Source organism: Pelomonas sp. Root405 (assembly GCF_001425165.1).
In the GTDB taxonomy this organism is placed as follows: domain Bacteria; phylum Pseudomonadota; class Gammaproteobacteria; order Burkholderiales; family Burkholderiaceae_C; genus Pelomonas.
Genome location: NZ_LMDU01000013.1, coordinates 259,805 through 278,896 on the forward strand (window position 1 = coordinate 259,805; position 19,092 = coordinate 278,896).

At 64.7% G+C, this 19,092-nt stretch carries 20 protein-coding genes; 9 read left to right on the forward strand and 11 right to left on the reverse strand.

Annotated features, from left to right (window positions below; genetic code table 11):
* Positions 1-37 precede the first annotated feature (37 nt).
* Positions 38-808: an IclR family transcriptional regulator gene (locus ASC81_RS17175; RefSeq protein WP_056269504.1), complete on the forward strand. Its 771-nt coding sequence runs from the start codon at positions 38-40 to the stop codon at positions 806-808.
* A gap of 55 nt (positions 809-863) precedes the next feature.
* Here the strand turns inward: ASC81_RS17175 and pbpG are convergent, their stop codons facing one another.
* The 7 genes from pbpG to ASC81_RS17210 form a co-directional block, all read right to left on the reverse strand.
* Positions 864-1,856, reverse strand: coding sequence for a D-alanyl-D-alanine endopeptidase (pbpG, locus tag ASC81_RS17180; RefSeq protein ID WP_235533690.1), 993 nt, complete (start codon positions 1,854-1,856; stop codon positions 864-866).
* A gap of 388 nt (positions 1,857-2,244) precedes the next feature.
* A complete protein-coding gene (locus ASC81_RS17185) occupies positions 2,245-3,786 on the reverse strand; it encodes a 2-isopropylmalate synthase (protein WP_056269509.1) in 1,542 nt (513 codons plus the stop codon).
* Positions 3,783-5,471 carry a 2-isopropylmalate synthase gene (gene leuA, locus ASC81_RS17190; RefSeq protein WP_056270017.1) on the reverse strand — a complete coding sequence of 563 codons (1,689 nt, stop codon included), beginning with the start codon at positions 5,469-5,471 and terminating at the stop codon, positions 3,783-3,785. Before leuA ends, ASC81_RS17185 begins: the two co-directional genes overlap by 4 nt.
* 189 nt (positions 5,472-5,660) lie before the next feature.
* On the reverse strand, positions 5,661-6,485 hold the full coding sequence (gene pssA, locus ASC81_RS17195) for a CDP-diacylglycerol--serine O-phosphatidyltransferase (protein WP_056269512.1): 825 nt from the start codon (positions 6,483-6,485) through the stop codon (positions 5,661-5,663).
* Positions 6,486-6,602: 117 nt separating this feature from the next.
* Positions 6,603-7,619, reverse strand: coding sequence for a ketol-acid reductoisomerase (gene ilvC / locus ASC81_RS17200; RefSeq protein ID WP_056269515.1), 1,017 nt, complete (start codon positions 7,617-7,619; stop codon positions 6,603-6,605).
* 43 nt (positions 7,620-7,662) lie between these two features.
* Positions 7,663-8,154 carry an acetolactate synthase small subunit gene (gene ilvN, locus ASC81_RS17205; protein WP_056269518.1) on the reverse strand — a complete coding sequence of 164 codons (492 nt, stop codon included), beginning with the start codon at positions 8,152-8,154 and terminating at the stop codon, positions 7,663-7,665.
* A 165-nt stretch (positions 8,155-8,319) separates the two neighbouring features.
* Positions 8,320-10,104 (reverse strand): acetolactate synthase 3 catalytic subunit, encoded by a 1,785-nt coding sequence (locus ASC81_RS17210; protein ID WP_056269519.1) that lies wholly within the window; start codon positions 10,102-10,104, stop codon positions 8,320-8,322.
* A 228-nt stretch (positions 10,105-10,332) separates the two neighbouring features.
* Here ASC81_RS17210 and ASC81_RS17215 point away from each other — a divergent pair, with 228 nt between their 5' ends.
* The 7 genes from ASC81_RS17215 (at position 10,333) to ASC81_RS17245 (ending at position 14,566) form a co-directional block, all read left to right on the forward strand.
* Positions 10,333-10,899: an RNA polymerase sigma factor gene (locus ASC81_RS17215; protein ID WP_056269523.1), complete on the forward strand. Its 567-nt coding sequence runs from the start codon at positions 10,333-10,335 to the stop codon at positions 10,897-10,899.
* Positions 10,896-11,366 carry a DUF3619 family protein gene (locus tag ASC81_RS17220; protein WP_056269526.1) on the forward strand — a complete coding sequence of 157 codons (471 nt, stop codon included), beginning with the start codon at positions 10,896-10,898 and terminating at the stop codon, positions 11,364-11,366. Before ASC81_RS17215 ends, ASC81_RS17220 begins: the two co-directional genes overlap by 4 nt.
* Before the next feature lie 10 nt (positions 11,367-11,376).
* A complete protein-coding gene (locus tag ASC81_RS17225; RefSeq protein WP_056269529.1) occupies positions 11,377-12,198 on the forward strand; it encodes a DUF3106 domain-containing protein in 822 nt (273 codons plus the stop codon).
* On the forward strand, positions 12,195-12,698 hold the full coding sequence (locus ASC81_RS17230) for an RDD family protein (protein WP_056269532.1): 504 nt from the start codon (positions 12,195-12,197) through the stop codon (positions 12,696-12,698). The genes ASC81_RS17225 and ASC81_RS17230 overlap by 4 nt, the downstream gene beginning before the upstream one ends.
* Positions 12,695-13,072 carry a diacylglycerol kinase gene (locus ASC81_RS17235; protein WP_056269535.1) on the forward strand — a complete coding sequence of 126 codons (378 nt, stop codon included), beginning with the start codon at positions 12,695-12,697 and terminating at the stop codon, positions 13,070-13,072. Before ASC81_RS17230 ends, ASC81_RS17235 begins: the two co-directional genes overlap by 4 nt.
* 28 nt (positions 13,073-13,100) lie before the next feature.
* The gene (locus ASC81_RS17240) at positions 13,101-13,889 is read left to right on the forward strand and encodes an AraC family transcriptional regulator (RefSeq protein ID WP_056269537.1); all 789 of its coding nucleotides are present in this window, start codon (positions 13,101-13,103) and stop codon (positions 13,887-13,889) included.
* 65 nt (positions 13,890-13,954) lie between these two features.
* On the forward strand, positions 13,955-14,566 hold the full coding sequence (locus ASC81_RS17245; RefSeq protein WP_056269540.1) for a LysE family translocator: 612 nt from the start codon (positions 13,955-13,957) through the stop codon (positions 14,564-14,566).
* A 7-nt stretch (positions 14,567-14,573) separates the two neighbouring features.
* On the opposite strand, the gene ASC81_RS17250 is transcribed toward ASC81_RS17245, so the two are convergent.
* The gene (locus ASC81_RS17250; protein WP_056198291.1) at positions 14,574-14,912 is read right to left on the reverse strand and encodes a P-II family nitrogen regulator; all 339 of its coding nucleotides are present in this window, start codon (positions 14,910-14,912) and stop codon (positions 14,574-14,576) included.
* Positions 14,913-14,940: 28 nt separating this feature from the next.
* Positions 14,941-16,614, reverse strand: coding sequence for an NAD+ synthase (locus tag ASC81_RS17255; protein WP_056269542.1), 1,674 nt, complete (start codon positions 16,612-16,614; stop codon positions 14,941-14,943).
* On the opposite strand from ASC81_RS17255, the gene ASC81_RS17260 reads away from it, so the two are divergent.
* The gene (locus ASC81_RS17260) at positions 16,613-17,788 is read left to right on the forward strand and encodes a GNAT family N-acetyltransferase (protein WP_056269545.1); all 1,176 of its coding nucleotides are present in this window, start codon (positions 16,613-16,615) and stop codon (positions 17,786-17,788) included. The two genes, ASC81_RS17255 and ASC81_RS17260, sit on opposite strands and share 2 nt — an antisense overlap.
* Here the strand turns inward: ASC81_RS17260 and ASC81_RS26640 are convergent.
* A complete protein-coding gene (locus ASC81_RS26640) occupies positions 17,785-18,366 on the reverse strand; it encodes an acyloxyacyl hydrolase (RefSeq protein WP_082536597.1) in 582 nt (193 codons plus the stop codon). The genes ASC81_RS17260 and ASC81_RS26640 overlap by 4 nt on opposite strands.
* Positions 18,367-18,466: 100 nt before the next feature.
* A complete protein-coding gene (gene ppa / locus ASC81_RS17270) occupies positions 18,467-18,997 on the reverse strand; it encodes an inorganic diphosphatase (protein ID WP_056269550.1) in 531 nt (176 codons plus the stop codon).
* Positions 18,998-19,092: the final 95 nt, after the last annotated feature.

A 19,092-nucleotide genomic window follows, 5' to 3' on the forward strand; every position in this document is an offset into this window, starting at 1 on the left:
CATACAAAACACCGGCAATCTCCTCCACAATGACGCCATGAAATCCAAAGAGGCCCAGCAGACCCCGGCGATCCAGGTCCTGGAACGGATGTTCTCGCTGCTGGACGTGCTGGCCCAGCACCAGGACCCGGTTTCGCTAAAGGCACTGTCCGAAGCCACGGGCCTGCACCCGTCCACGGCCCATCGCATTCTCAATGACCTGACTTTGGGTCGCTACGTGGACCGGCCCGAAGCCGGCAGTTATCGGCTCGGCATGCGCATGCTGGAGCTGGGCAATCTCGTCAAGGCGCGGCTGGACGTGCGCGACGCCGCGCTGCCGGCCATGCGCGAGTTGCACAAGTTCACCCACCAACCGGTCAACCTGTCCGTGCGCCAGGGCGACGAGATCGTCTACATCGAGCGCACTTACTCCGAACGCTCGGGCATGCAGGTCGTGCGTGCCGTCGGAGGCCGCGCGCCGTTGCACCTGACGTCGGTCGGCAAGCTCTTCCTGGCCAGCGACGACAGCCCACGCGTGCGTGCCTATGCGACGCGTACCGGCCTGTCCGGTCACACTCGGAACAGCCTGACCGAGATCGGCGCGCTGGAACGCGAACTGGCCATGGTGCGACAGCGCGGCGTGGCGCGTGACGACGAAGAGTTGGAACTGGGCGTGCGCTGCATGGCCGCCGGCATCTATGACGACCAGGCCAAGCTGGTCGCCGGGTTGTCGATTTCTGCGCCCGCCGACCGGCTGGAAGAAAGCTGGGTGGTGCGGCTGAAGGAAACGGCAGCGCAGATCTCATCGGCTCTGGGTCACCGCGCCTGATCCCAGAAGCAAACGCGGCGCCGAGGCGCCGCGTTTCACGTCCGCTGAACCGTCGTCAGAGCTTGGCTGACACCGAGGCCGTTTCGCCCTGGCTGGCCAGCCACTTGCGCATGCGCTCGGCGTCCGCAATCCGGGACGCGCTGCCGCTGGAATCAAGGAACACCATGATGAGCTTGCGGCCCGCCATGCTGGCCTGCATGACGACGCACTTGCCGGCTTCATTGATGAAGCCGGTCTTCTGCAGACCGATGTCCCACAGCGGGTTGGACAGCAGGCCATTGGTACTGCGGAACTGCACCAGACGCTTGCCCAGGGCCACGCGCGCTTCACGCGACGTCGACAGGTCGCGCAGCAACGGAATCTGGCTGGACACGTTCACGAGCGTCGCCAGGTCCTTCGCGCTGCTCTGGTTGCGGCTGGACAGGCCTGTCGGCTCCACATAGTGCGTGTCGGCCATGCCCAGGCTGACCGCCTTCGCATTCATCGCAGCCACGAAAGCGGACAGGCCGCCGGGATAGTGACGGCCCAGCGCGTTGGCGGCACGGTTCTCGCTGGCCATCAGGGCGAGGTGCAGCATCTCGCCGCGCGTCAGCGTCGTGCCGACAGCCAAGCGCGAACGCGTATTTTTCTCGGTGTCGATGTCCTCGGCAGTGACCGTCAGCTTCTCGTCCAGCGAAAGGCCAGCTTCCACGACGACCAAGGCCGTCATCAGCTTGGTAATGGACGCAATGGGCAGCACGGCTTGCGGATTCTTGGAGAACAGCACCTCGTTGGTCTCCTGGTCCAGCACGTAGGCGACGCTCGACTTCAGATCAAGCGGATCGTCGACTGCATGCAAGCCTGCCACCTGCCCGAAGGTGGGCACGGCGCGCATGACCACCGGCGCCGGTTTGCGAAGCACGACCGAGCGCTTTTTGCGCGTTTGCGAACCGCCCGCCTTGATGGTTTTCGTTACTTTGGACTTGGCGCTGGCGGCGGCGGCCGTGGCCGCGCTCGGCAGGGCAAGCAGCAGGCTGAGGCTCAGAAAGGCGGCGGCAAATGTCTTCAACGGGATCCCCAACAGCAGGGCGGCAGTGTATGTGCCACCGAAAACACTGACAAGATAAGAACTTAAGTGAAATACCTCAAGTGAACTCTCGCCCTTTTTCTAGGGGAGGCACTGCAGGCCATCACGCGCTCAGTCCTTTCGCAGCTGGCTCCGACCCTTGCAAGTAGGCCTTGTCTGACACGGCAGCGGTATCAGGGTCAGCCCCAAAACCTCTGCCGGTCTGACCCGCATGCTGCTAGCGGATACACCAAGGCCTGAATTTTGAGGGCGGCAAGCCCCGCATGAGCCCCAAGCACCGGGGCGTTTACGCGCCAGATTGCCCGTAACGAGGTAACGATCCCTCCGGGCGTGACGCTGTGCACGCCCGTTACACCAACGGCGGGTGGCTTCAGCCCTGCGCGGCGACGCGCTCGGTCTTGCTCTGCAGCTTGTTCAGCGCAGAGAGATAGGCTTTGGCGGACGCGACGACGATGTCCGGGTCGGCGCCAACGCCGTTGACCACCCGCCCGGCGTGCTGCAGGCGCACCGTCACCTCGCCCTGCGACTCGGTGCTGCCGCCGGTGATGGCGTTGACCGAGTACAGCAGCATCTCGGCGCCCGACTCGGCCACGGATTCGATGGCACGCAGCGTTGCATCAACCGGCCCGTTGCCGTCGCTCTCGGCGCGGTGCTCCTGATGGCCCATCGCGAAGACGATGGCCGCGTGAGGGCGCTCACCGGTCTCGCTGCGCTGGGACAGCGACAGCAGGCGGTAGTGCTCCTGCTCGGCGGTGACCGATTCGTCCATGACGAGGGCAATGATGTCCTCGTCGAAAATCTCGTTCTTGCGGTCGGCGAGGTCCTTGAAGCGCTGGAAAGCCGCGTTGACCTCGGCCTCACTCTCCAGCTGAATACCCAATTCCTGCAGCCGCGCCTTGAAGGCGTTGCGGCCGGACAGCTTGCCCAGAACGATCTTGTTCGCAGCCCAGCCGACATCCTCGGCGCGCATGATCTCGTAGGTGTCACGCGCCTTCAGCACGCCATCCTGGTGGATACCGCTCGCATGCGCAAACGCGTTGGCACCAACAACGGCCTTGTTGGGCTGCACGACGAAGCCGGTCGTTTGCGACACCAGCTTGGAGGCCGGCACGATCTGCGAGGTGTCGATGCCAATGTCCAGTCCGAAATAGTCGCGGCGCGTCTTGACGGCCATGACAACTTCTTCGAGCGAGCAATTGCCGGCGCGCTCGCCAAGGCCATTGATGGTGCATTCCACCTGGCGCGCGCCGCCGATCTTCACGCCGGCCAGCGAGTTGGCGACCGCCATGCCGAGGTCGTTGTGGCAGTGCACGCTCCAGATCGCACGGTCAGAGTTGGGCACCTTCTCGCGCAGGCGGCGGATGAAGTCGCCGTACAACTCGGGGATGCCATAGCCGACCGTGTCAGGGATGTTGATCGTGCCGGCGCCTTCCTTGATGACGGCCTCGCAGACGCGGGCCAGGAAGTCGATGTCGGAGCGGTAGCCGTCTTCCGGTGAAAACTCGATGTCGCCACACAGGTTGCGCGCGAAGCGCACGGCCAGCGTCGCCTGCTCCAGCACCTGCTCGCGCGTCATGCGCAGCTTCTTCTCCATGTGGAGTTCGCTGGTGGCGATGAAGGTGTGGATGCGTGCGTTGCTGGCGCCGGCAAGGGCCTCGGCGGCTCGCGCGATATCGCGGTCGTTGGCGCGCGCCAGTGAGCAGACGGTGCTGTCCTTGATAGCTGCGGCAATGGCCTTGACGGCTTCGAAGTCGCCATTGCTCGACGCTGCAAAGCCGGCCTCGATGATGTCGACCTTCATGCGCTCCAACTGGCGGGCTATGCGCATCTTCTCTTCGCGCGTCATAGAGGCGCCGGGCGACTGCTCGCCGTCTCGCAGCGTGGTGTCGAAGATGATCAGCTTGTCGGTCATCGCAGGTTCTCCTCTCGAATTTGCGGCACGGTGACCGGCGCGCGCGCCAGGCCGGACAGGATGGCCTGCATGGACGCACGCACGATGCTGCCATCAATGCCGACGCCATGGCGCGTCACATCACCAACGCGCAGTTCCAGATACGCCACGGCGCGCGCATCGGCGCCGCTGCCGATGGAGTGTTCGTGATAGTCGAGCACGCGCACTTCCGTCCCGAGGCGGGCCGACAGCGCATCGACGAAGGCGTCGATAGGGCCGTTGCCCTGGCCTTGCACATGGCCCACCCAGCCGCCCAGCACGACCTCGGCCGACAGGCGCATCGCGCCGCCCGCTACTTCGGTCATCTGCGGCTGCACGACCGATGCCGCTGCGTCGCCGATGCCGTACTCGCGCTCGAAGATGGCGTAGAGGTCGGCGGCAGTCAGCTCCTTGCCGCTGTCGTCCATAACGGCCTGCACGACTTGGCTGAACTCGATCTGCAGTCGCCGCGGCAGCTCAAGCCCGTACTCGGTCTCCAGCAGGTAGGCGATGCCGCCCTTGCCGGACTGGCTGTTCACGCGGATGACGGCGTCATAGCTGCGACCGAGGTCCTTGGGGTCGATGGGGAGATAGGGCATGTCCCAAATCTCGCCGTCCTTGCGCGCCGCGAAGGCTTTCTTGATCGCGTCCTGGTGCGAGCCGGAGAAAGAGGTGTAGACGAGGTCGCCGACGTAGGGGTGGCGCGGGTGCACCGAGATCTGCGTGCAATGCTCGACACAGCGGCGCACCTCGTCGATGTCGGAGAAGTCGAGCTGCGGGTCCACGCCCTGCGTGTAAAGGTTCAGCGCGATGTTGACCAGGTCGACATTGCCGGTGCGCTCGCCATTGCCGAACAGGCAGCCTTCGACGCGATCGGCACCCGCCATCAGCGCGAGCTCGCCAGCCGCCGTGCCCGTGCCGCGGTCGTTGTGCGGGTGGACGGACAGCACGATGGCATCACGGCGCTCGAGGTTGCGGTGCATCCACTCGATCATGTCCGCGAAGATGTTCGGTGTGCTGTGCTCGACGGTGGATGGCAGGTTGATGATGCACTTGCGCTCGGGCGTGGGCTCCCACACCGCCGTCACCGCATCGACGACGCGCTTGCTGAAGGCCAGTTCAGTGCCAGAGAACATTTCGGGCGAGTACTCGAAGCGCCAGTCGATGCCGGGGCGCGCGGCGGCCAGCTCCTTGATCTGGCGGGCATGCGAAGCCGCCAGTTCCACGATGCCGTCCTCGTCCTGGCCCAGCACGACACGGCGCATGATGGGCGCGACAGCGTTGTAGACGTGCACGATGACGCGCCGGGCGCCGTCCAGAGACTCGAAGGTGCGCTCAATCAAGTGCGAGCGCGCCTGCGTCAGCACCTGGATGCTCACGTCATCGGGGATGTGGCCGCCCTCGATGAGCAGGCGCACGAAGTCGAACTCGGTCTGCGAGGCCGATGGGAAACCGACCTCGATCTCCTTGAAGCCGATCTTCACCAGTTGCTGGAACATGCGCAGCTTGCGGGTGATGTCCATCGGCTCGATCAGCGCCTGGTTGCCGTCGCGCAGGTCGGTGCTCAGCCAAATCGGCGCACGGGTCAGCACGGCGTCGGGCCAGCGGCGGTCCGGCAAGGTGATGGGCGCAAAGGCGCGGTACTTCTGCTGCGGTTGCTTCAACATGGTTTCCATCCGAGGGTGGGTGGCGCAACCAGCAGCCTTGAAAACACGAACGGCCCGCTGCGGTTGCATACGGGCCGTTGGGGTCAGATTGAGCGTGCGCGCGGCTGACTAGCGAACCCGTGGTTCCTCTAGGGCTAGTAGCAGGCTAATGCTGGCGCAACTCATGGGGCTGGAATCTAGCATGAAAGCCTACTGATGCAAGCCACGTTCATCGGGCTCGTCCGTGCTCGTGGAGATGACGCTGACCGGCTTGCCCTTGTACTTCCGCCAGCCGTAGATCACATAACCCGACAGCCCATAGACGCAGAAGATCACGAACAACACTGTGGGCGGGTCGAGTGCGATGAGGCCGATGCCCAGCATGATGGCCACCAGCACGATGAAGGGCACGCTGCGCCGCCTGTCGAACACTTTGAAGCTGTAGAAGGGCGCATTCGTGACCATCGAAAGCCCGGCGAACAAGGTCACGCCAAACGCTGTCCAGCGCAGCCAGGGCATGTTGCCGACGCCGGCATACCAGGGCGCATCGACCGCGCACCAGATCAGGCCCATGACGATGGCGGCGGCGGCGGGACTTGGCAGGCCCTGGAAAAAGCGTTTGTCGACGACGCCGATATTGACGTTGAAGCGCGCCAGCCGCAGCGCCGCGCCGGCGATGTAGACGAAGGCGGGAATCCAGCCCGGCTTGCCCACGTCCTTGAGCGCCCACATGTAGACGATGAGGGCGGGCGCGGCACCGAAGGCGACCATGTCGGACAGGCTGTCCATCTGCTCGCCGAAGGCCGACTGCGTGTTGGTCATGCGCGCGACACGGCCGTCCAGGCTGTCGAGCACGGCGGCCGCGAAGATCGCCACACAGGCCGTCTCGAAGCGGCCGTTCATCGCCATGATGATGGCGTAGAAGGCACTGAACAACGCGGCCAACGTGATCGCGTTCGGCAGGGCGTAGATGCCTTTGCGGCGGGGTCGGACGGCGATGCTGGGCTCGTCGTCCTCGATGGGTTCAGGCGTCATGGACGGCAGGATAGCGCAGCGTCTGAGCAAGCTACGCCTGAGAGCTTGAGATGCTCGTCAGGGACGAAAAAGGCCGGTGCCTCGCGGCACCGGCCTCTATCGCTGAAAGACAGCGGATCAGTTCTTGGCCTTGTCGACCAGCTTGTTGGCCTTGATCCAGGGCATCATCTCGCGCAGCTTCTCGCCTACTTGCTCGATCGGGTGCTCTGCCGTCAGGCGGCGGCGGCTGATCAGCGTCGGGGCACCGGCCTTGTTCTCGAGAATGAAGCTCTTGGCGTACTCGCCCGTCTGGATGTCCTTCAGGCACTGACGCATCGCGTTCTTGGTGTCTTCGGTGACGACGCGCGGGCCGGTCACGTACTCGCCGTACTCGGCGTTGTTCGAGATCGAGTAGTTCATGTTCGCGATGCCGCCTTCGTAGATCAGGTCCACGATGAGCTTGAGCTCGTGCAAGCATTCAAAGTAGGCCATCTCGGGCGCGTAGCCGGCTTCCGTCAGCGTCTCGAAGCCCGCCTTGATCAGCTCGACGGCACCGCCGCACAACACAGCCTGCTCGCCGAAGAGGTCGGTCTCGGTTTCTTCACGGAACGAGGTCTGGATGATGCCGGCCTTGCCGCCGCCGTTGGCTGCGGCGTAGCTCAGGGCCAGGTCACGGGCCTTGCCGGTCTTGTCCTGGTAGATGGCGATCAAATGAGGCACGCCGCCGCCTTGGCGGTAGGTATTGCGCACCGTGTGGCCGGGGGCCTTGGGGGCGACCATCCAGACGTCCAGGTCGGCGCGCGGCTGCACCTGGCCGTAATGCACGTTGAAGCCGTGGGCAAAGGCCAGCGAAGCGCCTTCCTTGATGTTGGGCTCGACCTCGTTCTTGTAGACGTCGGCGATCTGCTCGTCGGGCAACAGGATCATGACAACGTCGGCGGTCTTCACCGCGTCGGCGATCTCGGCGACCTTGAGGCCAGCGCCTTCGGCCTTGGACCAGGACGCGCCGCTGCGGCGCAGCGCGACGGTGACCTTGCAGCCGCTGTCGTTCAGGTTCTGCGCGTGGGCATGGCCTTGTGAGCCGTAGCCGATGATGGTGACGTTCTTGCCCTTGATGAGGCTGAGATCGGCGTCCTTGTCGTAGTAGACGTTCATGATGGGTCGCTCCAGGAAAAAATCGGTGAGGGGTTGAGGCAGGTCAGACGCGCAAGATGCGCTCGCCGCGGCCGATGCCGCTGGCGCCGGTGCGTACGGTTTCGAGGATGGACGCGCGGTCGATCGCATCGATGAAGGCGTCGAGCTTGCCGGCGTCGCCGGTCAGCTCGATGGTGTAAGTCTTCTCGGTCACGTCGATGACGCGGCCGCGGAAGATGTCGGCGGTGCGCTTGATCTCCTCGCGCTCCTTGCCGACGGCACGCACCTTGATGAGCATCAGCTCACGCTCGGTGTAGTTGCCCTCGGTCAGGTCGACAACCTTGACGACCTCGATGAGGCGGTTGAGGTGCTTGGTGATCTGCTCGATGACCTCGTCGCTGCCGGTCGTCACGATCGTCATGCGCGACAGCGACGCGTCTTCCGTCGGCGCGACGGTCAGGCTCTCGATGTTGTAGCCCCGGGCCGAGAACAGGCCGACGACGCGCGACAGCGCACCGGGCTCGTTCTCGATGAGCAAGGCAATGATGTGTTTCATGGGTCTTCGTCCTTCGCGCTCTTCAGCGCCGGCAGCGGTAACTGCCGGACCTTGGCTGCGGGTTCGAGTTAACGGGAATTGCTACAGGTATCGGACTGATTGCAGCCTCCGCCGTGAGCTCCGGCTGGCGCGGTAACGCCGGCCAGAACTCGCGGCTTCAGGCGCTCACAGGTCTTCCGACCCCAGCAGCATCTCTGAAATGCCCTTGCCCGCCTTGACCATGGGCCAGACGTTCTCGGTCGGATCGGTGCGGATGTCCAGGAAGACGGTGCGATCCTTGAGGCGCATCGCCTCCTTCAGCGCAGGCTCCACGTCGCTCGGCTTCTCGACCAGGATACCGACGTGGCCATAGGCCTCGGCAAGTTTCACGAAGTCGGGCAGCGCGTCCATGTAGCTGTGTGAATAGCGGCCGCCGTAGTCCAACTGCTGCCACTGGCGCACCATGCCCAAGTAGCGGTTGTTCAGCGACACGATCTTGACCGGCGTCTTGTACTGGAAGCAGGTCGACAGCTCCTGGATGCACATCTGGATGCTGCCCTCGCCGGTGATGCAGAACACGTCCGCCTCCGGCTTGGCGAGCTTGATGCCCATCGCATACGGCAGGCCCACGCCCATCGTGCCCAGACCGCCGGAGTTGATCCAGCGGCGGGGCTGGTCGAACTTGTAGTACTGGGCGGCCCACATCTGGTGCTGGCCGACGTCCGACGTGATGTAGGTGTCGCGGTCGCGCGTCAACTGCCAGAGGGTGTCGACCACCATCTGCGGCTTGATCACCTCGTCCGAGCCCTTGAAGGCGAGGCAGTCGCGGCCCCGCCATTCGTTGATCTGGCTCCACCAGGCGTTGACGGCATTGGCATCCGGCTTGGCCTGCGCCTCCTTCAACTGCGCGATCAGCTCTTGCAGAACGTCCTTCACGTCGCCCACGATGGGGATGTCGACGCGCACGCGCTTGGAGATCGACGAAGGGTCGATGTCCACGTGGATGATCTTGCGTTCGACCGAGCCGAAGTGCTTGGGGTTGCCGATCACACGGTCGTCGAAACGCGCGCCCACGGCCAGCAGCACGTCGCAGTGCTGCATGGTCATGTTGGCTTCGTAGGTGCCGTGCATGCCGAGCATGCCCAGGAAGCGTGGGTCGGTGCCAGGCATCGCGCCCAGACCCATCAGCGTGTTGGTGCAAGGAAATCCCAGCATGTCGACCAGCTGGCGCAGCTCGGCCGTCGCTTCACCCAGGATGACGCCGCCGCCGGTGTAGATATAGGGCCGCTTGGCTTGCAGCAACAGCTGCACGGCCTTGCGGATCTGGCCGCTATGACCCTTCTTCACAGGGTTGTAGGAGCGCATCTCGATGCGGTCCGGATAACTGAACGTCGTCTTGGCCAGCGAGACGTCTTTGGGGATATCGACAACGACCGGGCCGGGGCGGCCAGTGCGCGCAATGTGGAAGGCCTTCTTCAGCGTCAGCGCCAGATCGCGCACGTCCTTCACCAGGAAGTTGTGCTTGACGATGGGGCGAGTGATGCCGACTGTGTCGCACTCCTGGAAGGCATCCAGGCCGATGGCCGGGGTCGGAACCTGACCCGTGATGATGACCATCGGGATCGAGTCCATGTAGGCCGTCGCGATGCCGGTCACGGCATTCGTGACGCCAGGGCCGGAAGTGACCAGTGCCACGCCGACCTCGCCGCTCGCCCGGGCAAAGCCATCAGCGGCATGGACGGCGGCCTGCTCATGGCGCACCAGCACGTGCTGGATGCTCTCCTGCTTGTAGAGAGCGTCGTAGATGTAAAGCACCGCGCCGCCTGGGTAACCCCAGAGATGGCGCACCCCTTCGGCCTGCAGGCAGCGAACGAGGATCTCGGAACCGTTGAGCTCCGCGGTGGCATGGGAGGGGGAGATTTGCGGCTGCGCCAGGGCGGCGCGCTTGATTTCCGCGGCAGACATATCCATTTTTAGAACCTTTGTGAATTTCTCTAACGAAAAACCATTGGTGCCCCTCTTCTCGCCCTCGTGAGGCGGATTTGGAACCTGCGCATCAATCGATGGTGCCCCTGTCGGGCGGCCACTGAAAGACCATTGACTCTTTGTGCGAAGCAGCATTATGCCGAGCAAAACGGTACGAGCCTTCGTATCAGGCGAATGACATAATCCGCGCTGCCGCCCGGACCCGCCCCAGCCTTGGCCACCGACAAAGAACTCAACGACTTCCTGCGTACCGTGGATCGTCGCGCCTTCAAGCGCACGGCCTACGTGGTTCGCGATGACGATGCCGCCCTGGACATCGTGCAGGACGCCATGATCAAGCTGGCCGAGAACTATTTCGACCGCCCTGCGGCCGAGTTGCCACCGTTGTTCCAGCGCATCCTGTCCAACGCGACGATGGACTATTTCCGTCGTCAGAAGACGCGCAATGCGGTCATGAGCAACATGTCCGACTTCGAGGGCAGCGATGCGGACGGCGATTTCGACTTGTTGGAGGTGCTCGAAACGCAGGAAGGCGCTTTGGGGGCCCTAAGTGCCGCTGATGAAGTCAGTCGGGCGCAAATCTTGCAACGAATTGATGCCGAGGTGCAGGAATTGCCGACACGTCAACGAGAAGCCTTTCTGCTGCGTTACTGGGAGGAACTGGATGTTGCCGAGACCGCTTCCGTGATGGGATGTTCCGAAGGCAGCGTCAAAACGCACTGCTCGCGGGCCGTGCACGCATTGGCCAAGGCACTCAAGGCCAAAGGAATCACGCTATGAAGTCGTCCAATCTGCCCACCCCCTCCGCCGAGCTCGATTCCCGCGTCACACGCTTTGGCTTGCGCGTTGCTGCAAGCCTGACTGAACGAAGCAACGCACTGCCCCACGATGTGTCGGAACGCCTGCGCTTCGCACGCGAGCAGGCCGTCGCTCGCGCCAGCCAAGCCCGCGCAGCTGCAAGCGCGACGGTGAGCGCCGCGCCCAACGCGGTGCAAATGGGCTCGACCCTAGCCTTGAACGGCGGTCCGCGCAGCCCCGGAAATGACGGCGGCCTTTGGACCCTGCTCTTGTCCGCCCTGCCCCTACTGTTGCTGGCGGCCGGACTGCTGTTGATGCAGCAAGGCCAGGTCAACGAGCAGATTGCGGCGGCCGCCGAGGTCGACACCGCGCTGCTCAGCGACAGTTTGCCGCCGTCCGCCTTCACCGACCCGGGCTTTGCGGAGTTCCTCCGCGATGCCGAAGAATGACCGGACACGCATGATCCGAGCCGCGCTGACGCTGCCCGCCCTTTGCCGCCTGTCGATGGCCCTGCTGCTCAACGCAGCAGGGTTTTCTGCTTTTGCGCAGCCAGCGGATGCCGCCGTGGCGCCAGAACCCGCCGCCAGTGTGGCCGCCGCCCCGTCGGCTGCGGCGAGCAAACCCCGGCCGCTGGCCAAGCCGGTCGCGCCCACGGCGCTCAGCGCACCGCCTCCCGCGTGGAGTGGCCTGACGGCGAAGCAGCAGGCGCTGCTTGCACCGTTGGAGCGCGATTGGGCCGGCATAGAGGATTCGCAACGAAGCAAATGGCTGAGCGCCACGCCGACGTTGGCCACGATGTCGGGCGAGGAGATCAAGCGTGTGCACGACCGTATGCGCGATTGGACAAGTCTGAGCGCCTCCGAACGCGCCAACGCCCGCATCGGGTTTCAGGTCTCCAGGCAACTGACTGCCGAACAACGGCAAGCTCGCTGGGAAGCCTACCAAGCGCTGCCGCCCGAGGAGCGTCAGGCGTTGGCGGAAAAAGCCCGCGCGCGCCGCCAGGCTCAGGCCGCTCGTGCGCCTAACAAACCCATTGCGGCGTTGCCCAAGTCCAACATCGTGCCCGCTGCGCCCAAGCTCGTCGCGCAGGTGCCAGTGACCGGTAGCCTGATCCAGGCCAAGCCCGGTGCCACCACGGTGCTGATCACACGCGGACTGGCCCGGCCCAGCCACCATGCGGCGGGTCAGTCCAAGGTCGTGGCAGACCCGGCCCTGGTTGACTCCAAAACCTTGCTGCCCAAGTCGCTCAAGGCGCCGCGCTCGGCCACCCCGCGCCCATGACGGCACCGGTCGACACGACCGCCGCACCTCCGGGCCTGGCGAGACGCTTCGCCGCCTTCGTCTATGAAGGCGTTCTGCTTTTCGGCGTGCTGTTCTTCGCCTGCTTCGTCTACGTCGTGGCGACGCGACAGCAAGATGCGCTGTTTGGCCTGCCAGGCTATGTCTTCGTCTTCGGCGTGCCAGCGCTCTACTTTGTGACGTTCTGGACGCGTTCCGGCCAGACCTTGGCCTTGAAGACCTGGCATCTGCGCGTGGTCGACCTGCACGGGCAACCGCTTGGCATTGGCAGGGCCTTGGCACGCTATGCATTGAGCTGGCTATGGGTCTTGCCCGGCCTGAGCTTGTGGACACTTGGCGTCAAGGGCTGGCTGCTGGCCGCTGCAGTCCTGGCCTGGATGGTCGCCTATGCGCAACTGGCGCGCCTGCACCCGCAGCGGCAATTCCCGCACGACGCAATCTGCGGCTCGCGTGTCATTACACAACTTCCGCTGAGTGCATGAGCAACCCGCACAAGGGCCGCACTGGTCTGGATCGCATCAGGCATGCCGCAGGCTATTCTCTGGCAGGCCTGAATGCTGCCTACAGCGGCGAAAGCGCCTTTCGCCAGGAGGTGTGGCTGATGGTTATTGCCACGCCACTGGCCTTCTGGCTTGGCAACGACTGGGTGCAGATCGCCCTGCTGATCGGCTCGCTGCTGATCATGCTCATCGTCGAGCTGCTGAACTCGGCCATTGAGGCGGCCATCGATCGTGTGTCCTTCGAACTGCACGACCTGTCCAAGCGCTCCAAGGACATTGCCAGCGCAGCGGTGCTGCTGTCGCTACTGCTAGCTGCCGGCGTCTGGGGTGCGGCGGTCTGGCAGCACCTGCGCTAGCGCGATTCATGCAACAGTCGGCACTGCCATGAGCACCCGACGCGGCATCTTCCAGCTCCTGCCCAGCGGCCTTGCTGGCATCGAAGCCGTCGTGGCCGACTCTGCCCACGCCTTCGGTCGCCACACCCACGAGCAGTTCGGCATCGGCCTCATCGAACGCGGCGCGCAGAAGTCGGCCAGCGGCCGGGGCGTCGTCGAGGCCGGCCCGGGCGACCTCATCACCGTCAACCCCGGCGAGGTGCACGACGGCAAGCCCTTCGATGCCAGTGGCCGGCGCTGGCGGATGCTTTATGCCGACCCCGCGCAGCTCATCGCTGCGGCGGGCGATGTCATGCCCAGCGCAGGCTTTGAGTTCAAGGCGCCGGTCATCCGTGACAACAGATTGGCGATGCGCTTCAGCGATCTCTTCGACGCTGCAACTGCCGGGAGCGACGCTCTGCATGCCGAGACAGCGCTGCTCACGCTGACCGCCGCTCTGCTGCAGCCAAGGCCAGAAACCGCAGCCGCCGGTGGCCACGTCATCGCTGCCCGCGAGCGCATGGACGACGAGCCCGGCGCGGCACTGACATTGACCGATCTGGCCGCGGAGGCGGGCCTGAGCCGCTACCAGTTCCTGCGCGCCTTCACTCGCCTGACCGGCCTGCCGCCGCACGCCTATCTGCTCCAACGCCGGGTGCAGCGTGCACGCCAGTTGGTACGAGCCGGCCAGCCCTTGGCCGAGGCAGCAGCGGCGAGCGGGTTCGCGGACCAGAGCCATATGACGCGCTGCTTCGTGCGCAGCTTCGGACTCACGCCTGGCGCCTACTCCCGCCCCTGAAATTTCGTTCAAGACGGCGCGCGGTGCGGGCGGCAGCATGGGCCTCCCCTCACTGGAGCGCCCGCATGAACATCGAATTCCTGACCATCTCACTGCTGGTCGTCGCCTCGCCAGGTACGGGCGCTGCGGTGACCATTGCCGCCGGCCTTTCGCGCGGCAAGCGCACGGCGACCGTCGCGGCGCTGGGCTGCACGCTGGGCATCGTGCCCCACATGCTCGCGGCTGTGACCGGCCTGGCGGCATTGCTGCACGCAAGCAGCCTGGCCTTCGAGGTCATCAAGTTCGCTGGCGTGGCCTATCTGCTCTACCTGGCCTGGATGACCTGGCGCGAGAAGGGCGTGTTGAAGATCGAGGCGGAGGGATCTCAACGCTCCGACTGGGGAGTCGTTCGTCACGCGGTACTGGTGAACTTGCTCAACCCCAAGCTGTCGATGTTCTTCCTGGCTTTCCTGCCGCAGTTCATCGCCAAGGACGACGCAGCCCCGACGCTGACGATGCTGCAGCTATCGGCCATATTCATGGCCATGACTTTTGGGGTCTTTGCGCTCTATGGCGCCTTTGCGGCCCGCATGCGTGAGCGGGTGCTGGGCAGCCCGACGGTGATGGCCTGGCTGCGTCGCAGCTTTGCGGCCACCTTTGTGGCCTTGGGCGCCAAGCTGGCGTTGACACCCCGATGAACGTGGCCTAAACGGCGGCTTCGTCCGTCTCGCCGGTGCGGATGCGCACGACCTGCTCAACCGGCAGCACGAAGATCTTGCCGTCGCCGATCTTGCCGGTCTTCGCAGCCTTCAGTATGGCGTCGATGCAGCGGTCGACCTCGTCGTCCTTCACGACGACCTCGACCTTGACCTTGGGCAGGAAATCGACCACGTACTCGGCGCCACGGTAGAGCTCGGTGTGGCCCTTCTGGCGCCCGAAACCCTTGACCTCGGTGACCGTCAGGCCCGAAGCGCCCACCTCGGCCAGCGCCTCGCGGACCTCGTCGAGCTTGAAGGGTTTGATGATGGCGGTGATCTGCTTCATGGGGGGCTCCGGTTGACTGGCTTCGAGTTTACGCACGGAACTTGGAGGTGATGGGGTAGCGCCAATCCCTACCAAAGCCGCGGTGGGTGATGCGGATGCCCACCGGCGCCTGGCGGCGCTTGTATTCGTTCACCTTGATCAGGTGCGTAACCCGCTCGACATCCTCGGGCTTGAATCCCGCCGCGACGATTTCGGCGATGGATTGGTCCTGCTCCATGTAGCGGGCCAATATGGCGTCAAGCACCGCGTAAGGCGGCAGACTGTCTTCGTCCTTCTGGTCGGGACGCAGTTCAGCCGACGGTGGACGCGTGATGATGCGGTCGGGAATGATCTCCTTGCCCTGCGCGTTGCGCCAGCGGGCGAGGCGAAAGACCAGGGTCTTGGCGACGTCCTTGATAACCGCGAAGCCGCCCGCCATATCGCCGTAGAGCGTGCAATAGCCGGTGGCCATCTCGCTCTTGTTGCCGGTCGTCAGCACGATGCTGCCGAACTTGTTGGACAGTGCCATCAGCAGCGTGCCGCGGATGCGCGCCTGGATGTTCTCCTCGGTCGCGTCCAGCGGCAGGCCCTTGAATTCTTCGGCCAGCGTCGCGTTGAAGGCATCGAACTCCGGCACGATAGACAGCTCGTCATAGCGCACACCCAGACGTTCGGCCATGTCTCGCGCGTCGATCCATGAGATATCAGCCGTGTAGGGCGACGGCATCATGACTGTGCGCACCTTGTCGGCCCCCAGTGCGTCAACCGCGATCGCCAAAACCAGCGCGGAGTCGATGCCACCCGACAGGCCGATGAGAGCGCCCGGGAAGCCGTTCTTGCCGAGATAGTCGCGCACCCCCGTGACGAGAGCCTGCCAGACCTGGGCCTCGAAAGACAACGCCGGTGATATGGGGCCACTCAGGCGCTTGCTCGCCGCATCCACTTCGATGATCGTCAGCGCCTCCTCGAACATCGGCGAGCGCGCGGCCAGCGTGCCGTCGGCCTGCATGGCGAAGGAGGCGCCGTCGAACACCACTTCATCCTGTCCGCCCACCAGGTGGGCATAAAACAGCGGCAGACCCGAGGCACGTGCCCGCTCGGCCATGCGCTGCTCGCGCTCCTCAAGCTTGCCCACGTGGAAGGGCGACGCGTTGATGACGCACAGCACGTCCGCGCCGCCGGCCTTGGCCGCCAACGCCGGCTCGTCGAACCAGGCGTCTTCGCAGATCAACAGGCCAAACCTGACCCCGCGAACCTCGAAGACGACAGGGTCCAGTCCCGCATCGCGGCCGGAGTAGAAGTAGCGCCGCTCGTCGAAGACCTGGTAGTTGGGCAGCTCGCGCTTGACGTAGGTGCGCTGGAGATGCCCACCGGCCAATACCGACGCCGCGTTCAAACAAGGTGGCAGTGCCCAACTGCGTTCACGCACGATGCCGTCCTCACGCATCATCGGGTGGCCGACGACGATGTGCAGGCCCTCGCAGCCAGCCAGCTCGGTGGCAATGCGCATCAACTGCACACCACAGGCCGCCAGGAAGGCCGGGCGCAGCAACAGGTCTTCGGGCGGATACCCGCACAGCGCCAGTTCGGGCGTCAGCAGCAGATCAACCCCAGCCGCATGCGCCTTGCGCGCTTGGGCAATGATGCGGTCCGCATTGCCCTGCAGGTCGCCCACGACGACATTGATCTGGGCCAGGGCAACTTTGACGGACGGCGATTGCATGGGACTCACTTCAAGCGGGGCGGAAAAAAATTATGTCATCCGGGTCGATGCCGACCCGGCGGCATTGCCTCTGGCTGCGTGGGATGCGCTGCTCGCCCGACAGGCGCGGCCGACGCCCTTCATGCGTCTGGCCTATCTGCGTGCGTTGCATGAATCGGGCAGCGCCAGCGCCGAGACCGGCTGGCAGCCGCAGTTCGTATCGATCTGGGCGGGCGACGAACTTGTCGCGGCCTGCCCGGCCTACCTGAAGTCGCACAGCTATGGCGAGTATGTCTTCGACTGGGCCTGGGCCGACGCCTACCGGCGGCACGGCCTTGCCTACTACCCCAAGCTGTTGGTGGCCGTGCCCTTCACGCCGGTGCCGGGCAGCCGGCTGCTGGCGGTCGATGACAAAGCTCGGCTGTTGCTCGCCCAGGCGTTGCGGGCACTGGCCCGGGAAGCTGAGACGTCGTCCCTGCATGTGCTGTTCGGCGACGAAGCAGACCAGCGCGCACTGGCCGACACTGGCTGCATGCCGCGCGCCGGCGTGCAGTTCCACTGGACGGCCGAAGGCGATGCCGACTTCTCCGGCTTCCTTGCCCGGCTGCAACGGGACAAGCGCAAGAAGATCCAGCAGGAGCAGCGCCGCGTTCGAGACGCCGGCGTTGTCTTCGAGACCCGCCTTGGCCAGGATATCGGTGCCGAGGACTGGGACTTCTTCTACCGCTGCTATCAGCAGACCTATCGCGAGCACCACAGCACGCCCTATCTCAGCCGGGACTTCTTTGCCCGCATGGCAAACGACATGCCGCAGCACTGGCTGATGTTCACCGCGCGGCGTGGCGAAGTGCTGGTCGCGACGTCGCTGATTGCGCTGGACCCCGAACGTCGCGCCGCCTTCGGCCGCTACTGGGGCGCGACCGCGCACATTGCTAGCCTGCACTTCGATGCCTGCTACTACCAGCCGCTGGCCTGGTGCATCGCCAACGGCTACCAACGCTTCGAGGGCGGCGCGCAGGGCGAGCACAAGATGGCGCGTGGCCTGATGCCGACGCCCACGGCGTCCAGCCACTGGCTTGCGCATCCGTCCTTCGCCGACGCAGTCAACGACTTCCTTGCCCGCGAGGGCGAGGCCATGGCCGGCTACATCGACGAACTGGCCGAACACGCCCCCTACAAGGCCGGTCCGCCCTAGAAGCGGTGCGCATAGCGCACCTGCAGGAAGTTCTCACCCGGGTTGGGCCGTCGGAAGCCACCGTTGGAATAGTGCTCGATGCGAACGACCAGCTCCTGCGAGCGTTTGTCGTCCAGTGACCAGCCGGCGCCCAGGTGGCTGCCGAAATTGAAGCGGCTGGAGAAGCGCTTGCCATCGGTCTCGTAGACCCGGCTCGTCACCGTCGCCCCGATACCGACCTCGACAAAGGCACCGCGCCAGGCCCACCACCGCAGTGTCGGCGTCACAGCCGCCTGCGTCAGCCAGCCAGCCCGGCCGGCTGCGGCGGACGGATACCGCCAACGCGAAAGCGAGATATCCCAATGCCCCGCCAGATCTGTTCGACCGAAACGCCAGCTCTGCGGCCCCGGCAATTGCAGGCCGACGGCGAGTTGACGGCCGTATTCGGACGCGCCGACCTGTCCGAACAGCCACAGCCCCCCCTCCTCTGCGGGTTGAGCAGCCGCAGGGGCCAGTGCGCTTGCAAGCAGACTGGCCGTTAGAAATTTCCTCAATCGCGAGGCGCGGCGCGCGCGTAGCCAGGGTGCGTCATGGTTCATGACGGCCGCGTCGGCAAGCGGCGCTCCCGCACCCTTGCCTACCCGACCCCAGAAAGAAAAGACGCCGCAACAGCGGCGTCTTTTGTAGTGAGATGGCCGGTCAGACCTTGGCGTAATTCGCCATGCCCTCGGTGATCTCCGATTTGGCCTTGTCCGGGCCTTCCCAGCCCTTGACCTTGACCCACTTGCCCTTCTCAAGGTCCTTGTAGTGCTCGAAGAAATGCTGGATCGCTGCCAGGCGCGCCGGGTTCACGTCCTCGATCTTCTGCCAGTGGTCGTACATCGGCAGGATCTTGCTGGTGGGCACAGCCAGCAGCTTGGCGTCGCCACCGGCCTCGTCGTCCATCATCAACACGCCCAGCGGGCGGCAAGTCACCACGACACCCGGCGTCAGCGCGAAGGGGGTGATGACCAGCACATCCACCGGGTCACCGTCATCCGCCAGCGTCCTGGGGATGTACCCATAGTTGCACGGGTAGTACATAGGCGTCGTCAGGAAGCGGTCGACGAAGATCGCACCGCTTTCCTTGTCAACCTCGTACTTGATCGGGTCGGCATTCATCGGGATCTCGATGATGACGTTGAACTCGTCGGGCACCTTGGCGCCGGGGGTCACGTTGTGCAGGCTCATGGTCGTTTTTTGTGTGATGGAAAACCCGCATTCTAGGTTTCCCGAACATCGCTGGTAAACGCGCAACCGGCGTGTCAAGGCGGCCCGTAAGCTCC

What these genes read in the sequence shown, in the direction of transcription:
- ASC81_RS17185 (WP_056269509.1), bottom strand. Translation starts at nt 3,786, where the DNA reads ATGACCGACAAGCTGATCATCTTCGACACCACGCTGCGAGACGGCGAG.
- ASC81_RS17245 (WP_056269540.1), top strand. Translation starts at nt 13,955, where the DNA reads ATGAACATCGAATTCCTGACCATCTCACTGCTGGTCGTCGCCTCGCCA.
- ASC81_RS26640 (WP_082536597.1), bottom strand. Translation starts at nt 18,366, where the DNA reads ATGAACCATGACGCACCCTGGCTACGCGCGCGCCGCGCCTCGCGATTG.
- ASC81_RS17240 (WP_056269537.1), top strand. Translation starts at nt 13,101, where the DNA reads ATGAGCACCCGACGCGGCATCTTCCAGCTCCTGCCCAGCGGCCTTGCT.
- ASC81_RS17225 (WP_056269529.1), top strand. Translation starts at nt 11,377, where the DNA reads ATGATCCGAGCCGCGCTGACGCTGCCCGCCCTTTGCCGCCTGTCGATG.
- ASC81_RS17235 (WP_056269535.1), top strand. Translation starts at nt 12,695, where the DNA reads ATGAGCAACCCGCACAAGGGCCGCACTGGTCTGGATCGCATCAGGCAT.
- ASC81_RS17230 (WP_056269532.1), top strand. Translation starts at nt 12,195, where the DNA reads ATGACGGCACCGGTCGACACGACCGCCGCACCTCCGGGCCTGGCGAGA.
- pssA (WP_056269512.1), bottom strand. Translation starts at nt 6,485, where the DNA reads ATGACGCCTGAACCCATCGAGGACGACGAGCCCAGCATCGCCGTCCGA.
- ASC81_RS17220 (WP_056269526.1), top strand. Translation starts at nt 10,896, where the DNA reads ATGAAGTCGTCCAATCTGCCCACCCCCTCCGCCGAGCTCGATTCCCGC.
- ilvN (WP_056269518.1), bottom strand. Translation starts at nt 8,154, where the DNA reads ATGAAACACATCATTGCCTTGCTCATCGAGAACGAGCCCGGTGCGCTG.
- leuA (WP_056270017.1), bottom strand. Translation starts at nt 5,471, where the DNA reads ATGTTGAAGCAACCGCAGCAGAAGTACCGCGCCTTTGCGCCCATCACC.
- ppa (WP_056269550.1), bottom strand. Translation starts at nt 18,997, where the DNA reads ATGAGCCTGCACAACGTGACCCCCGGCGCCAAGGTGCCCGACGAGTTC.
- ASC81_RS17210 (WP_056269519.1), bottom strand. Translation starts at nt 10,104, where the DNA reads ATGGATATGTCTGCCGCGGAAATCAAGCGCGCCGCCCTGGCGCAGCCG.
- ASC81_RS17250 (WP_056198291.1), bottom strand. Translation starts at nt 14,912, where the DNA reads ATGAAGCAGATCACCGCCATCATCAAACCCTTCAAGCTCGACGAGGTC.
- ilvC (WP_056269515.1), bottom strand. Translation starts at nt 7,619, where the DNA reads ATGAACGTCTACTACGACAAGGACGCCGATCTCAGCCTCATCAAGGGC.
- ASC81_RS17255 (WP_056269542.1), bottom strand. Translation starts at nt 16,614, where the DNA reads ATGCAATCGCCGTCCGTCAAAGTTGCCCTGGCCCAGATCAATGTCGTC.
- ASC81_RS17175 (WP_056269504.1), top strand. Translation starts at nt 38, where the DNA reads ATGAAATCCAAAGAGGCCCAGCAGACCCCGGCGATCCAGGTCCTGGAA.
- ASC81_RS17260 (WP_056269545.1), top strand. Translation starts at nt 16,613, where the DNA reads ATGGGACTCACTTCAAGCGGGGCGGAAAAAAATTATGTCATCCGGGTC.